General features: G+C 61.6%; 13 protein-coding genes. 6 read left to right on the forward strand and 7 right to left on the reverse strand.

Going from position 1 to position 13,162, the window contains the following annotated elements; translation table 11 throughout:
• Positions 1–111: 111 nt before the first annotated feature.
• Positions 112–1,362: a kynureninase gene (kynU, locus tag ACW9IB_RS28170; RefSeq protein WP_457416549.1), complete on the reverse strand. Its 1,251-nt coding sequence runs from the start codon at positions 1,360–1,362 to the stop codon at positions 112–114.
• Positions 1,363–1,505: 143 nt separating this feature from the next.
• Here kynU and ACW9IB_RS28175 point away from each other — a divergent pair, with 143 nt between their 5' ends.
• A complete protein-coding gene (locus ACW9IB_RS28175) occupies positions 1,506–1,979 on the forward strand; it encodes an Lrp/AsnC family transcriptional regulator (protein WP_457365896.1) in 474 nt (157 codons plus the stop codon).
• Positions 1,980–2,083: 104 nt separating this feature from the next.
• Here the strand turns inward: ACW9IB_RS28175 and catA are convergent, their stop codons facing one another.
• The 3 genes from catA to ACW9IB_RS28190 are packed head-to-tail and all read right to left on the reverse strand — an operon-like array spanning position 2,084 to position 4,486.
• On the reverse strand, positions 2,084–3,013 hold the full coding sequence (catA, locus tag ACW9IB_RS28180) for a catechol 1,2-dioxygenase (protein WP_457416551.1): 930 nt from the start codon (positions 3,011–3,013) through the stop codon (positions 2,084–2,086).
• Positions 3,014–3,055: 42 nt separating this feature from the next.
• Positions 3,056–3,346, reverse strand: a complete 291-nt coding sequence (gene catC, locus ACW9IB_RS28185; RefSeq protein ID WP_457365898.1) for a muconolactone Delta-isomerase — start codon at positions 3,344–3,346, stop codon at positions 3,056–3,058.
• 12 nt (positions 3,347–3,358) lie between these two features.
• A complete protein-coding gene (locus ACW9IB_RS28190) occupies positions 3,359–4,486 on the reverse strand; it encodes a muconate cycloisomerase family protein (RefSeq protein ID WP_457416553.1) in 1,128 nt (375 codons plus the stop codon).
• A 114-nt stretch (positions 4,487–4,600) separates the two neighbouring features.
• On the opposite strand from ACW9IB_RS28190, the gene ACW9IB_RS28195 reads away from it, so the two are divergent.
• Positions 4,601–5,476: a LysR family transcriptional regulator gene (locus tag ACW9IB_RS28195; protein ID WP_457416555.1), complete on the forward strand. Its 876-nt coding sequence runs from the start codon at positions 4,601–4,603 to the stop codon at positions 5,474–5,476.
• A 71-nt stretch (positions 5,477–5,547) separates the two neighbouring features.
• Here ACW9IB_RS28195 and ACW9IB_RS28200 read toward each other — a convergent pair whose 3' ends face one another.
• Positions 5,548–6,528 carry an AraC-like ligand-binding domain-containing protein gene (locus ACW9IB_RS28200; RefSeq protein ID WP_457416557.1) on the reverse strand — a complete coding sequence of 327 codons (981 nt, stop codon included), beginning with the start codon at positions 6,526–6,528 and terminating at the stop codon, positions 5,548–5,550.
• 194 nt (positions 6,529–6,722) lie between these two features.
• On the opposite strand from ACW9IB_RS28200, the gene antA reads away from it, so the two are divergent.
• The 4 genes from antA (at position 6,723) to ACW9IB_RS28220 (ending at position 11,237) form a co-directional block, all read left to right on the forward strand.
• A complete protein-coding gene (gene antA, locus ACW9IB_RS28205; protein ID WP_457416559.1) occupies positions 6,723–8,114 on the forward strand; it encodes an anthranilate 1,2-dioxygenase large subunit in 1,392 nt (463 codons plus the stop codon).
• Entirely contained in the window at positions 8,114–8,605 is a 492-nt protein-coding gene (antB, locus tag ACW9IB_RS28210; RefSeq protein WP_457416567.1) for an anthranilate 1,2-dioxygenase small subunit, read from the forward strand. Before antA ends, antB begins: the two co-directional genes overlap by 1 nt.
• Before the next feature lie 149 nt (positions 8,606–8,754).
• Positions 8,755–9,762 (forward strand): anthranilate 1,2-dioxygenase electron transfer component AntC, encoded by a 1,008-nt coding sequence (gene antC, locus ACW9IB_RS28215; RefSeq protein ID WP_457416561.1) that lies wholly within the window; start codon positions 8,755–8,757, stop codon positions 9,760–9,762.
• Positions 9,763–9,833: 71 nt separating this feature from the next.
• Positions 9,834–11,237 (forward strand): amino acid permease, encoded by a 1,404-nt coding sequence (locus ACW9IB_RS28220; protein ID WP_457416563.1) that lies wholly within the window; start codon positions 9,834–9,836, stop codon positions 11,235–11,237.
• A 164-nt stretch (positions 11,238–11,401) separates the two neighbouring features.
• On the opposite strand, the gene kynA is transcribed toward ACW9IB_RS28220, so the two are convergent.
• Both kynA and kynB read right to left on the reverse strand, forming a co-directional pair.
• Positions 11,402–12,259: a tryptophan 2,3-dioxygenase gene (gene kynA, locus ACW9IB_RS28225; RefSeq protein WP_457416565.1), complete on the reverse strand. Its 858-nt coding sequence runs from the start codon at positions 12,257–12,259 to the stop codon at positions 11,402–11,404.
• A complete protein-coding gene (gene kynB / locus ACW9IB_RS28230) occupies positions 12,256–12,906 on the reverse strand; it encodes an arylformamidase (protein ID WP_457365906.1) in 651 nt (216 codons plus the stop codon). The genes kynA and kynB overlap by 4 nt, the downstream gene beginning before the upstream one ends.
• Positions 12,907–13,162: the final 256 nt, after the last annotated feature.

The raw sequence follows: 13,162 nt of genomic DNA on the forward strand, positions 1-13,162 counted from the left end.
TGTTTTTGCTGGCGCTGAAACCTGTGGGAGCTGTCTTGCCTGCGGTGGCGGTTGGAAATGCACCGACGCTATCGCAGGCAAGCCAGCTCCCACAGTCGATTTGTATTGCCCTTAAGTGACGCTGTTGCGGACTTTGAATTGCGGCTGGTCCCACGTGCCGTTGTCGAGGATTTCGCCGAGGATTTCCACGGCGTCGAACACCTCGGTGAAGCTCGTATACAGCGGGGTAAATCCAAATCGCATGATCCGCGGCTCGCGGTAATCGCCGATCACACCCCGGGCGATCAAGGCCTGGATCACGGCGTAACCTTCAGGGTGTTCGAAACTCACATGGCTGCCACGCCGGGCGTGTTCACGCGGGGTGATCAACGTCACGTCATGGGCGGCGCAACGGGCTTCGACCAACGCGATAAACAGGTCGGTGAGCGCCAGGGATTTGCTGCGCAAACTCGCCATATCGGTCTGGGCAAAAATCTCCAGGCCGCACTCGACCATGGCCAGCGAGGTGATCGGCTGGGTGCCGCACAGGTAACGGGCGATGCCGGCGCTCGGCGCATAGCGGGATTCCATCGCGAATTGCCGGGTATGCCCGAACCAGCCCGACAACGGCTGGCGTACCACGTCCACCAACGCCGGGTTGACCCACACGAACGCCTGGGAACCCGGCCCGCCGTTGAGGTATTTGTAGGTGCAGCCAATCGCGTAATCGGCGCAGGCCGCGTGCAGGTCGATAGGCACTGCGCCCGCCGAATGCGCCAGGTCCCAGAGGCTCAGGGCGCCGCACTCATGGCTCAACGCAGTGAGCGCCGGCATGTCGTACATATAGCCGGTCTTGTAATTGACGTGGGTGAGCATCACCACCGCCACGTCGGCGTCGATGGCCTGGGGCAGTTCTTCCGGGCTGTTGACCAGGCGCAGGGAATAGCCCTGTTGCAGCAACTCGGCCAAGCCCTCGGCGATGTACAGGTCGGTGGGGAAGTTGCTCGCCTCGCTGACGATCACTTTGCGATGAGGCTGGCGTTGGCGCTGCACCGTCAATGCGGCACTCAGCACCTTGAACAGGTTGATCGAGGTGGTATCGGTGATCACCACCTCGTTGTCACGCGCACCGATCAACGGCGCCAGGCGGTTGCCCAGGCGCTGCGACAGGTCCGCCCAGCCGGCGCTGTTCCAACTGCGGATCAAGCCGTTGCCCCATTCTTCGCTGATCACCTGTTGCGCCCGCGCCAGAGCCGCTACCGGGCGGGCGCCCAATGAGTTGCCGTCGAGGTAGATCACGCCCTCGGGCAAGGCGAACTGGCGGCGCAAGGGCGCCAGCAGGTCCTGGGCGTCGAGGGCTTGGCAATGGCTTCGGGAGGTCATGAACGGTCCTGTTTTTATAAGTGTGAATGGAGCAAATAATGAACGAAGCTTTGGAGAATTTTCGTGCAAAGTGCTCGGCAACAGGCTAATTAAGCTGCAGGAAATTCGAACCTTTCCCCAAAACCCGCGGATTTATTCTAATCATGATTCTCGACGCTACCGACCTGCGCCTCCTGCATTACCTGCAACAGGATGGCCGCATCAGCAACCAGGAACTGGCCGAAAAAGTCGCGCTGTCCCCTTCGGCATGCCTGCGCCGTTTGCGCCTGCTGGAGAGCGAGGGAATCATCAGCGGCTACCGCGCAGTGCTGAATGCGGAGCAATTGGGCATCGAGCTGGAAGCGATCGTGCACCTGTCGTTGCGTCAGGATGTGGAGGACTGGCACGAGACGTTCATCAAGAAGGTGCAGGGCTGGCCGGAGGTGGCCAGCGCCTATGTGATCACCGGCGCCAGCAACTATGTGCTGCGGGTACAGGCCCGGAACTTGAAGCACTTTTCGGACTTTATCGTGAACCACCTGAACCGCACGGCGGGGGTGACGGACATACGCTCGGAGATCGTGTTGCAGAAGATCAAGGATCGGGATGAGGTGTTGGACCTGGTCATCCGCAAATAGCCGCAACACCACCACACTCTGTGAGAGCTGGCTTGCCTGCGATGACGGTGGTGAATGCACCATTGCTATCGCAGGCAAGCCAGCTCCCACATTTTTAACCGCGTTCAGTCTTCGAGGGCACGCACGCGTTGCATGCGTTGCTGCTCCAGCGGTGCAGCCGAAGACTGCAACTCAAAGTCAAAATCAATCTGCGCAAACCGCCCTTCCACGCCAAACTCCCGCGCCAGTTGCGGATCGTCACTGAAGCGAATTTCGGCGATCAATTCATCCCGCGTGGCGTAGGCAAAATCATCATGCAGATACGGATCATCCGACAGGTTGATCTGCGTGGTCAGGTGCCGATGCCCCGGCGCGGAAATGAAGAAGTGGATATGCGCCGGGCGCTGCCCATGTCGCCCCAGTTGGTCGAGCAACTGCTGGGTCGGCCCGGTGGGCGGGCAGCCGTAGCCCGACGGCACGATGCTGCGAAAACGGTAGTTGCCCTGAGCGTCGGTCTCGATGCGTCGACGCAGGTTGAATTCCGATTGCGTCGGGTCGAACCAGGAGTACGTGCCGCCCGTGTTGGCCTGCCACACATCCACAATCGCCCCGGCCAACGGCTTGCCCTGCGTGTCGCGCACCTGCCCGCGCATGAACAGCGGCACGGCGGCGTCCGTGCCATCGTCCAGCCGCGCTTCGTACTTCGACAGCGGTGCACCGGCCACGTACAGCGGGCCCTCGATGGTGCGCGGCGTACCGCCGGTCTTGCCGGCCTCCTCGTCGGCGGCGTCCATCAGCAAGTCCAGGTAATGCTCCAACCCCAAGCCAGCGGCGAGCAGGCCGGCTTCCTGGTGCTTGCCCAGCTCGTTGAGGTAGTTGACCGCCTTCCAGAACTCTTCCGGGCTCACCTCCAGGTCTTCGATGATGTTCACGGTGTCGCGCAGGATCCGGTAGATCAGCGCCTTGGCGCGCGGGTTGCCCGCGTCGTTGAGGTGGCCGCTGGCTTGTTCGAGAAACCGTTGGGCATGGGCCGTCTGGGAAAGGCGAATGGACATGGTGCACTCCTCATCTTGTAATTATCAGGCTTGAGAACCGGCTTAGCGGTCGTCCCCATGGATCGACGAAGGGTGACGGCACAGGGCGTTCACTTCGATGGCCATGTAGGGGAAAAGCGGCAGTTGCATCAGCAGGTCGTGCAGTTCCTGCACGCTGTCGACATCGAACACGCTGTAGTTGGCGTAGTGCCCGGCGATACGCCACAGGTGGCGCCATTTGCCTTCGTGTTGCAGGCGCTGCGCCAGCGCCTTCTCCTCGGCCTTGAGGCTGGCGGCGCGCTCGGGTGGCATATCGAGGGGCAGGTTCACGGTCATTTTTACGTGGAACAGCATGGCAGGTGCCTCTTAGTGTTTGTCGCGACGGAAGAACGCCAAGCGCTCTTCATCGATGGCCAGGCCCAGGCCCGGTACGGCAGCAACGTGCAGCTGGAAATCCCGATAGACCGGCGGTTCGGTGAGGATGTCTTCGGTGAGCAGCAACGGGCCGAACAGCTCGGTGCCCCAGGCCAGCGTGTTCAGCGTGAGAAAGGCATGGGCCGAAGCCAGGGTGCCGATGCCGCCTTCCAGCATGGTGCCGCCGTACAGGCCGATGCCCGCCGCTTCGGCAATCGCGGCGGTGCGCAACACGGCGCGGGGGCCGCCGTTCTTGGCGATCTTGAGGGCGAACACCGAGGCTGCGCCTTCGCGGGCCAGGTTGAACGCATCCTCGACGCACTCGATGGATTCATCGGCCATGATCGGCGCCGGGCTCGACCGATTGAGCCGGACCATACCGCCACGGTTATTGCGCGAGATGGGTTGCTCGATCAGGTCGATACCGTTGTCGCCCAGCACCTTGCACGCCCGCAGCGCCACCGCTTCGTCCCAGGCCTGATTGACATCGACGCGCACACTGGCGCGCTCACCCAGGGCCTTTTTGATCGCAATCACATGGGCCAGGTCGTGGCTGACATCACGGGCCCCAATCTTCAGTTTGAAGAGGCGGTGGCGGCGCAGGTCGAGCATCTTTTCCGCTTCGTCGATATCCCGCGCGGTGTCGCCGCTGGCCAGGGTCCAGGCCACCGGCAAGGCGTCGCGCACGCGTCCGCCGAGCAGTTCGCTGACGGGCAGGTTCAGGCGTTTGCCCTGGGCGTCGAGCAACGCACTTTCAATGCCGGACTTGGCAAACGTATTGCCGCGAATACTGCGTTCCAGGCGCTGCATGGCCGCGTTGATATTGCTCGCGTCCTGGCCGATCAACAGCGGGGCGAAATGACGATCGATATTGACCTTGATGCTGTCGGGGCTTTCGTTGCCGTAGCTCAGGCCGCCGATGGTGGTGGCTTCGCCGATGCCTTCGATGCCGTCGGCGCAGCGCAGGCGGATGATCACCAGCGTCTGGTTCTGCATCGTGTGCATGGCCAGCTTGTGCGGGCGAAGGGTGGGAAGGTCGACGATGATCGTGTCGATCGACTCGATGGCGCAAATCGGCATGGCAATACCCGTGGGGTTACTTTCAAGTTTCAGCCGATTCTGTGCCGTATTTTTCAAGGCTTCCAATATAGAATGGGTCTCGCACAATACCTCACAGGTATGAAAGGAGCCGTCATGGAACTGCGTCACCTGCGCTATTTCCAGGTGCTGGGAGAGACCCTCAACTTCACCCGCGCCGCCGAACGCCTGCACATCGCCCAGCCACCGCTGAGCCGGCAGATTCAGCAATTGGAGGACGAACTCGGGGTGACCCTGCTGGAGCGTGGCCGACCGCTGCGGCTGACCGAAGCCGGGCGGTTTTTCTATGAGCACGCCAACGTGTTGCTCGAACAGTTGAACAAGGTCTGCGACAGCACGCGGCGCATTGGTCAGGGCGAGAAGACCTGGCTGGGCATCGGCTTCGCGCCCTCGACCCTGTACGGCGTGCTGCCGGAACTGATCCGCCGCCTGCGTACCCATGAGACGCTGGAGCTGGAGTTGGGATTGTCGGAGATGACCACGTTGCAGCAGGTCGAAGCGCTCAAGGCCGGGCGCATCGATGTGGGCTTCGGGCGCATTCGCATCGACGACCCGGCCATCGTCCAGCGTGTGCTGGTGGAAGACCGATTGGTGGCGGTGCTGCCCGCCGGTCACCCGTTGCTCGCCGCCCCCGTTACCCTCGCGCAATTGGCAGCGGAACCCGTGGTGCTTTACCCGGGCAACCCGCGCCCCAGCTACGCCGACCATGTGATCGCGCTGTTCGACACCCACGGTCTGAGCCTCCAGGTAGCGCAGTGGACCAACGAGTTGCAGACCGCCATCGGCCTGGTCGGCGCCGGCATGGGCGTGACGCTGGTACCGGCGTCGGTGCAGGTGCTGCATCGGGCGGACATCGGCTACACGCCGATTGTGGAGGTCACGGCGACCTCGCCGATCATCCTCAGCCGACGGGTGAATGACCAGTCGCCGGGGCTCAGTCATTGCCTGCAACTGGTCGAAGAATTGATCTGATTCCTCCCAAACACCACAAAACCCCTGTGGGAGCTGGCAAGCCAGCTCCCACATTTTGATCTTCATGGGGTTCAAAGGCTGCGCAGGCGCTTGCGTTGCAGGGTTTGGCTGGGCGATTCATCGAACAGCTTGCGATACTCCGCCGAAAATCGCCCCAGGTGGGTAAAGCCCCAGCCCAGGGCGATCTCGGAAATGGTTTGGGTGGCGCCATGTTCAAGGATGGCCTGGCGCACCGCACTCAAGCGGTGCTTTTTCAGATAAGCCATGGGCGACAGCGCGAAGTATTTGCGAAAGGCGTCGAACAGCTTGAACCGTGACACCCCGGCGGCGGCTTCCAGGTCCTCCAGATGCAACGCTTCGCGGGCGTGGTCGTGAATGTACTGCCGCGCGCGAACCAGATAATGCGGCAGCTTCACCCCCAACACATCGCGCAGTGTTTCGGAGTAATTGTTCGGCTGGGCCAGAATCAGGCCCTTGATCAACGAGCTTTCCAGGTCGCGGGTAAACGCCGGCTGTTCATACAACGCGCTGCCTTGTTCCAGTTCCGTGATGAAGTAACGCACCATGCGCCACCAGGCCGCCGAAGCGCCGTCCACCGCGTCCATCGCCGATTCAAAGCGCAGCGGCACCTGGACCGGCCGTTGCAGCAAACCTTCCAAAGCCTCGCTCATCGCCGCCCGCGTGATCACCACCTGCAACTTGCGGCAGTCGCCGGAGATCGCCAGCACTTGATGTTCATTGGGCGAGATGATCACCCCCTGGTCGCGGTTGGAACTCGCCCGCTCGCCGTTGCGGCTCAACTCCTGCTCGCCCACCAGGGGCAGGCTCAGGCTGTAGCTGCTGAAGTGTTCGGCGTCTTCGATGTCGATGGTCACGTCGGTGCCGTACTCGATCACCCCCAGGGTGGTGGCGCGGGACTTGAGCACATTGGCGCTGTGCTGAAAACGCAGGCGCTCGGGTGTGGCGGTGGCCAGCCGATGCGGGCCGCAGATGCCCGACATCCAGTTACAGGCGCCTTCCAGGTCGAAACGTTGGATCGATTGGCTGCTCATCAGGTGCACCCACGGCGGTTAGGCTTGTGCGCGCTCTGGCGGCGCGTCTGGTCAATCACAGTAGCGCATTGCACGGGCGTGCGGCAGCCGTCGCCACTTTTCGGCCCGGCTTCCCCGATTAAGCGGATAGCCCACGCTCGACCGTGCTGTTTTTAATGGGCCACCGATCAGCCCAGACAAGAAAGGTGCCTCCCATGCGTGGTCCAAAAAGCGTCGAGCAGTGGAAAACTTTTATTGAAGGGTGCCTGGATTTTCGCCCCGCCGAGGGGGTGTTCCGTATCGCCCGCGACCTGTTCACCGAGCCAGACCTGTTCGACCTGGAGATGGACCTGATCTTCGAAAAGAACTGGATCTACGCCTGCCACGAAAGCGAGCTGGCGCATAACCACGACTTCGTGACGATGCGCGCCGGGCGCCAGCCGATGATCATCACCCGCGACGGTGAAGGCCGGCTCAACGCACTGATCAACGCCTGCCAGCATCGCGGCACCACCCTCACCCGGGTCGGCAAGGGCAACCAGTCGACCTTCACCTGCCCGTTCCATGCCTGGTGCTACAAGAGCGATGGTCGATTGGTGAAGGTCAAGGCGCCGGGGGAATACCCGGAAGGGTTCGACAAGGCCACGCGCGGCCTGAAAAAAGCCCGCATCGAGAGTTACAAGGGGTTCGTGTTCATCAGCCTGGACGTGGCGGGCACCGATAGCCTGGAAGACTTCCTGGGGGACGCCAAAGTGTTCTTCGACATGATGGTCGCCCAGTCCGCCACCGGTGAGCTGGAGGTGCTGCCGGGCAAATCCGCCTACACCTACGACGGCAACTGGAAGCTGCAAAACGAGAATGGCCTGGACGGTTATCACGTCAGCACCGTGCACTACAACTACGTGGCCACGGTGCAGCATCGCCAACAGGTGAATACCGAAAACGGCACAGGCGCAGGCAGCACCCTGGACTACAGCAAGCTCGGCGCGGGTGACGCCAACACCGATGACGGCTGGTTCGCCTTCAACAATGGCCACAGTGTGTTGTTCAGCGACATGCCCAACCCCAGCGTACGCTCCGGCTACGCCACCATCATGCCGCGCCTGGTGGAAGAGCACGGCCAGCCCAAGGCCGAGTGGATGATGCACCGCCTGCGCAACCTGAACATCTACCCGAGCCTGTTCTTCCTCGACCAGATCAGCTCGCAGCTGCGCATCATCCGCCCGCTGGCGTGGAACAAGACCGAGATCATCAGCCAGTGCCTGGCGGTGAAGGGCGAGTCCGACGCCGATCGCGAAAACCGCATTCGCCAGTTCGAAGACTTCTTCAATGTGTCCGGCATGGGCACGCCGGACGACCTGGTGGAATTCCGCGAAGCCCAGCGCGGGTTTCAGGGGCGACTGGAGCGCTGGAGCGATATCTCGCGCGGCAGCCACCGCTGGGAGACCGGGCCCACGCCCAACAGCGAAACCCTGGGCATTCAACCGGCGATGACCGGCACCGAATTCACCCACGAAGGCCTGTATGTCAACCAGCACCGCAACTGGCAAAGGTGCCTGCTCGACGGCCTCGATCAACACGCGCTGAAACTGCGGGAGGTGGAATGATGAATGCCCAGTTGCAGTACCGGATCGAGCAGTTCTTCTACCGCAAGGCCGAGCTGTGCGACGCCCAGGACTGGGATGCCTATGTGCAGCTCTTCGATCCGCAGAGCGAGTTCCACCTGCCGCAATGGGACTCTGAACACGTCTACACCCGTGACCCCAAGCGCGAGATGTCGTTGATCTACTACGCCAACCGCTCGGGCCTGGAAGACCGCGTGTTCCGTCTGCGCACCGGCAAGGCCGCGTCGGCCACACCGATGCCGCGCACCGTGCACCTGATCAATAACGTGCGCATTGCCGAGCACGCGGATGACACGCTGGAGGTGAAATTGAACTGGCACACGCTGTTCTATCGCCTGGCCACTTCGGAGCAGTTCTACGGACATGCCACCTACCGCCTCAAGCCCGACGGCGATAGCTGGCTGATCACCCACAAGCATGTGTTGTTGCTCAACGACACCATCAACTCGGTGCTGGATTTCTATCACCTTTGACAGCCGACTGTAACTTGTAGTGAGCGGGCTTGCCCCGCGCTGGAGTGCGCAGCGCTCCCAAGCTTTTGGGGCCGCTGCGCAGCCCAGCGCGGGCGGTGCGACGATTCGCCAAGCCCGCTCACTACAATCCAATCCATGGAGAACGCTGGATGAATCACAAAGTGGCCTTCAGTTTTGCTGACGGCAAGACCCTGTTCTTCCCGGTGGGCGCGAATGAAATCCTGCTCGATGCGGCGTTGCGCAACGGCATCAAGATCCCCCTGGACTGCCGCGAAGGCGTGTGCGGCACCTGCCAGGGACGTTGCGAATCCGGCGAGTACACCCAGGACTATGTGGACGAAGAGGCGCTGTCCAGCCTCGACCTGCAACAGCGCAAGATGCTCAGTTGCCAGACGCGGGTGAAGTCCGATGCGACGTTCTACTTCGATTTTGCTTCGAGCCTGTGCAATGCGCCGGGGCCGGTTCGAATAAACGCGACCGTGAGCGCGGTAGAGCCAGTGTCGGCCAGCACGGCGATCCTGAACGTGCAACTGGATCAGGCGCTGGAGTTTCTGCCAGGCCAATATGCGCGCCTGTCGGTGCCGGGCACGGACAGCTGGCGGTCTTACTCATTCGCCAATCTTCCCGGCAATCAGCTGCAATTCCTGGTGCGTCTGTTGCCCGACGGTGTCATGAGCAACTACCTGCGCGAACGTTGCCAGGTGGGCGACCCGATCCTGATGGAAGCGCCACTCGGCGCGTTCTACTTGCGTCATGTCACCCGCCCCCTGGTACTGGTGGCGGGCGGCACTGGCTTGTCGGCCTTGCTGGGGATGCTCGATGAATTGGCCGCCAACGGCTGCAACCAACCGGTGCACCTGTATTACGGCGTACGCAGTGCCGAAGACTTGTGCGAAGCGGCACGCATCCGGGCCTACGCCGCAACGATCAAGGCGTTTCGTTACACCGAAGTGCTGAGCGCGCCTTCCGATGACTGGCCCGGCAAGCGCGGCTACCTCACCGAACATTTCGACCTGGCCGAATTGCGGGACAGTTCGGCGGATATGTACCTGTGCGGCCCCCCGGCCATGGTCGAATCCATCCAGCAATGGCTGGCAGATCAGGCACTTCATGGCGTCCAGCTGTATTACGAAAAGTTTACGCAGAGTAATATCTGACCCCTCAGAAGTTTTGAGGGGTGGGCGCGACGTGCATTCACCCTGAAAAAAACAAGTAGAAGGGAACGTTAATGGCGGATGACATGGTTAACCCGGTGGGCCTCAAGCGTGGCCTGAAGAACCGGCACATTCAGCTGATCGCCTTGGGAGGGGCGATTGGCACGGGGTTGTTCCTCGGCTCGGCCGGGGTACTCAAATCGGCGGGGCCGTCGATGATCCTGGGCTACGCGATTGCCGGTTTCATCGCGTTCCTGATCATGCGTCAGCTCGGCGAGATGATCGTTGAGGAACCGGTGGCCGGTTCCTTCAGCCACTTTGCGCACAATTACTGGGGTGGCTACGCAGGCTTCCTCGCGGGCTGGAACTACTGGGTGCTCTACGTGCTGGTGGGCATGGCCGAACTGACGGCGGTGGGCAAGTACATCCAGTTCTGGTGGCCGGACATCCCGACCTGGGTCAGCGCGCTAGTGTTCTTTGTCGCGGTGAACCTGATCAACACCCTGAACGTCAAGTTCTTCGGTGAGGCCGAATTCTGGTTCGCGATCATCAAGGTGGTGGCGATTGTCGGCATGATCGTGCTCGGCTGCTACCTGCTGTTCAGCGGCAGCGGCGGCCCGCAGGCGTCCATCAGCAACCTGTGGAGCCACAACGGCTTCTTCCCGAATGGCGGCATGGGGCTGTTGATGTCCATGGCGTTCATCATGTTCTCGTTCGGGGGCCTGGAACTGGTGGGCATCACTGCCGCCGAGGCCAGCGAGCCACGCAAGGTGATCCCGAAAGCGATCAACCAGGTGGTGTACCGGATCCTGATCTTCTACGTCGGCGCCCTGACCGTGCTGCTGTCGCTGTACCCGTGGGACCAGTTGCTGCAAACCCTCGGCGCCTCGGGCGATGCCTACAGCGGCAGCCCGTTCGTGCAGATCTTCTCGCTGATCGGCAACGACACCGCTGCGCACATCCTCAACTTCGTGGTGCTGACCGCGGCGCTGTCGGTGTACAACAGCGGCGTGTACTGCAACAGCCGCATGCTGTTCGGCCTGGCCGAGCAAGGCGATGCGCCCAAAGCGTTGCTGAAGCTGAACAAGCAAGGCGTGCCGATCCGCGCCCTGGCGATTTCGGCGCTGGTGACGATGCTGTGCGTGGTGGTCAACTACGTGGCACCGAAGAGCGCGCTGGAGCTGTTGTTCGCGCTGGTGGTTGCCTCGCTGATGATCAACTGGGCGCTGATCAGCATTACCCACATCAAGTTCCGCAAAGCCTTGGGCGAGCAAGGCGTGACGCCGTCGTTCAAGGCCTTCTGGTTCCCGTTCAGCAACTACCTGTGCCTGGCGTTCATGGTGATGATCATCGGCGTGATGCTGGCGATTCCGGGGATCAGCGAGTCGGTGTATGCGATGCCGGTGTGGGTGTTGATTATCTACATCGCCTACCGGTTGCGGGTTCGCAAAAGCAACGCGGTAGTGAACGCACAATAATCCCTGTGGGAGCCGGGCTTGTGTGGGAGCCGGGCTTGCCCGCGATGGCGGATTATCAGTCGCTGAATGTGTTGGCTGATATACCGCTATCGCAGGCAAGCCAGCCTCCCACAGTTTTGAATGCATTCCAAATGAAGAAGCCCCGGTGATCCGGGGCTTTTTGTTTACAGCGTGGAGCGTACTCGCCACAGTTCGGGGAACAGCACGGTGTCGAGCATCTTGCGCAAATACCCCACGCCCTCGGTGCCGCCGGTTCCCGGCTGGAAACCGATGATCCGCTCCACCGTGGTCACATGGCGAAAACGCCACTGGCGGAACGAGTCCTCCAGGTCGATAAACTTCTCGGCCAACTGATACAAGTCCCAATACCGGTTCGGGTCGCGGTACACCTCGCGCCAGGCCGCCTCCACCGAGTCATCATGCACCGTGGCCGCCGTCGGATCACGCTCGGCGCGTTTCGGGTCGATTGCCAGACCGGCCTTGATCATCAGGTTGATCGCCTCGTCATACAACGACGGCGTGGCAATCGCCACTTTCAATTCGTTCAGCAGTTCCGGGCGATGGGCATGGGGCCGCAGCAGTGCCGGGCTCTTGTTGCCGAGGATGAATTCGATCTCGCGGTACTGGAACGACTGGAACCCCGACGACTGCCCCAGGAACGGGCGAATCGCCTTGTATTCCGACGGGGTCATGGTCGCCAGTACCGCCCACGCGTGCACCAGTTGATCGAAGATCCGCGAGACCCGCGCCAGCATCTTGAACGCCGGCGGCAACTCGCCCAGGCGCACGTGTTCGCGGGCGGCCTTGAGTTCGTGGAGCATCAGTTTCATCCACAGCTCGGAAGTCTGGTGCTGGATGATAAAGAGCATTTCGTTGTGGTCCGGCGACAGCGGGTGCTGGGCGCTGAGGATTTTGCCCAGGTCCAGGTAATCGCCGTAGCTCATGGACTCGGAGAAATTCAGTTCGGCGTTATGCCATTCTTCGGGCGGCTGATAATCAGCAGAGAAGGGACATTGGCTCATCGCGCGGGCTCCTTGAAAGGTCGCAGGATCGCGCGGACCGGGCTCGCGTCCAGGTTGGCAAACCGCAGCGGCAGCGCGATCAATTCATAGTCCCCCTCCGGCACGTCATCGAGCACGATGCCTTCGAGAATCGCCATGCCATGGCGCGCCACGGCGTTGTGGGAATCCATGGTTTTGGACTGCTGCGGGTCCAGCGACGGGGTATCGATTCCGATCAAACGCACACCCAGGCTGGCGAGCAACTCAATGGTTTGCGGTGCGATAGCGGTGAAATTCGAATCCCATTCGGTCAGCGGCGCTTGTGGATAAGTGCGCAACAGCACGCGCTCGGGCAAGTTATCCACACGCCCTTCCAGTTGATGCGGTTGCACCAATGCGCCGCTGTTCAGGCAATGCAGCACGCGGCAGGGGCCCATGTACACATCCAGCGACACCTCGCCGATGGGCGCGCCGTCGGCGCTGTAATGCAACGGTGCGTCCACATGGGCACCGGTGTGCGGCGACAAGGTGATACGCCCGACATTCACCGGACACTCCGGGCCAAACTGCCACACGCGTTCTTCCTGGAACGGCGTATCTCCCGGCCAGGTCGGCGTCGCCGCACTCAAGGGCGGGCTGATATCCCACCACGTTTTTATTGGGTTCATTTGAAGGCTCTCACTCATTCTGCAGAGAATGATACGAGGGGCGGTTGCGAATTTTCTTGCGAATACTGGCGCCAGACGGAGGATCTTTCGCACTTACTGCGAGGAATTGGGGTATTCACGCTCGATAATTTCTCCCAGCCACGGTAGATCTGCCACTGAAGATCCAATGCGGGAGCGGGCTTGCCCGCGAATGCAGTGGATCAGACACCTGAGGGGCGACTGACACACCGCCTTCGCGGGCAATCCCGCTCCCACA

This window comes from Pseudomonas sp. SDO524_S393, assembly GCF_054071875.1.

Excerpts from the sequence above, each read along its gene's own strand:
- kynU (WP_457416549.1), bottom strand. The coding sequence starts at position 1,362 with ATGACCTCCCGAAGCCATTGCCAAGCCCTCGACGCCCAGGACCTGCTG.
- ACW9IB_RS28175 (WP_457365896.1), top strand. The coding sequence starts at position 1,506 with ATGATTCTCGACGCTACCGACCTGCGCCTCCTGCATTACCTGCAACAG.
- catA (WP_457416551.1), bottom strand. The coding sequence starts at position 3,013 with ATGTCCATTCGCCTTTCCCAGACGGCCCATGCCCAACGGTTTCTCGAA.
- catC (WP_457365898.1), bottom strand. The coding sequence starts at position 3,346 with ATGCTGTTCCACGTAAAAATGACCGTGAACCTGCCCCTCGATATGCCA.
- ACW9IB_RS28190 (WP_457416553.1), bottom strand. The coding sequence starts at position 4,486 with ATGCCGATTTGCGCCATCGAGTCGATCGACACGATCATCGTCGACCTT.
- ACW9IB_RS28195 (WP_457416555.1), top strand. The coding sequence starts at position 4,601 with ATGGAACTGCGTCACCTGCGCTATTTCCAGGTGCTGGGAGAGACCCTC.
- ACW9IB_RS28200 (WP_457416557.1), bottom strand. The coding sequence starts at position 6,528 with ATGAGCAGCCAATCGATCCAACGTTTCGACCTGGAAGGCGCCTGTAAC.
- antA (WP_457416559.1), top strand. The coding sequence starts at position 6,723 with ATGCGTGGTCCAAAAAGCGTCGAGCAGTGGAAAACTTTTATTGAAGGG.
- antB (WP_457416567.1), top strand. The coding sequence starts at position 8,114 with ATGAATGCCCAGTTGCAGTACCGGATCGAGCAGTTCTTCTACCGCAAG.
- antC (WP_457416561.1), top strand. The coding sequence starts at position 8,755 with ATGAATCACAAAGTGGCCTTCAGTTTTGCTGACGGCAAGACCCTGTTC.
- ACW9IB_RS28220 (WP_457416563.1), top strand. The coding sequence starts at position 9,834 with ATGGCGGATGACATGGTTAACCCGGTGGGCCTCAAGCGTGGCCTGAAG.
- kynA (WP_457416565.1), bottom strand. The coding sequence starts at position 12,259 with ATGAGCCAATGTCCCTTCTCTGCTGATTATCAGCCGCCCGAAGAATGG.
- kynB (WP_457365906.1), bottom strand. The coding sequence starts at position 12,906 with ATGAACCCAATAAAAACGTGGTGGGATATCAGCCCGCCCTTGAGTGCG.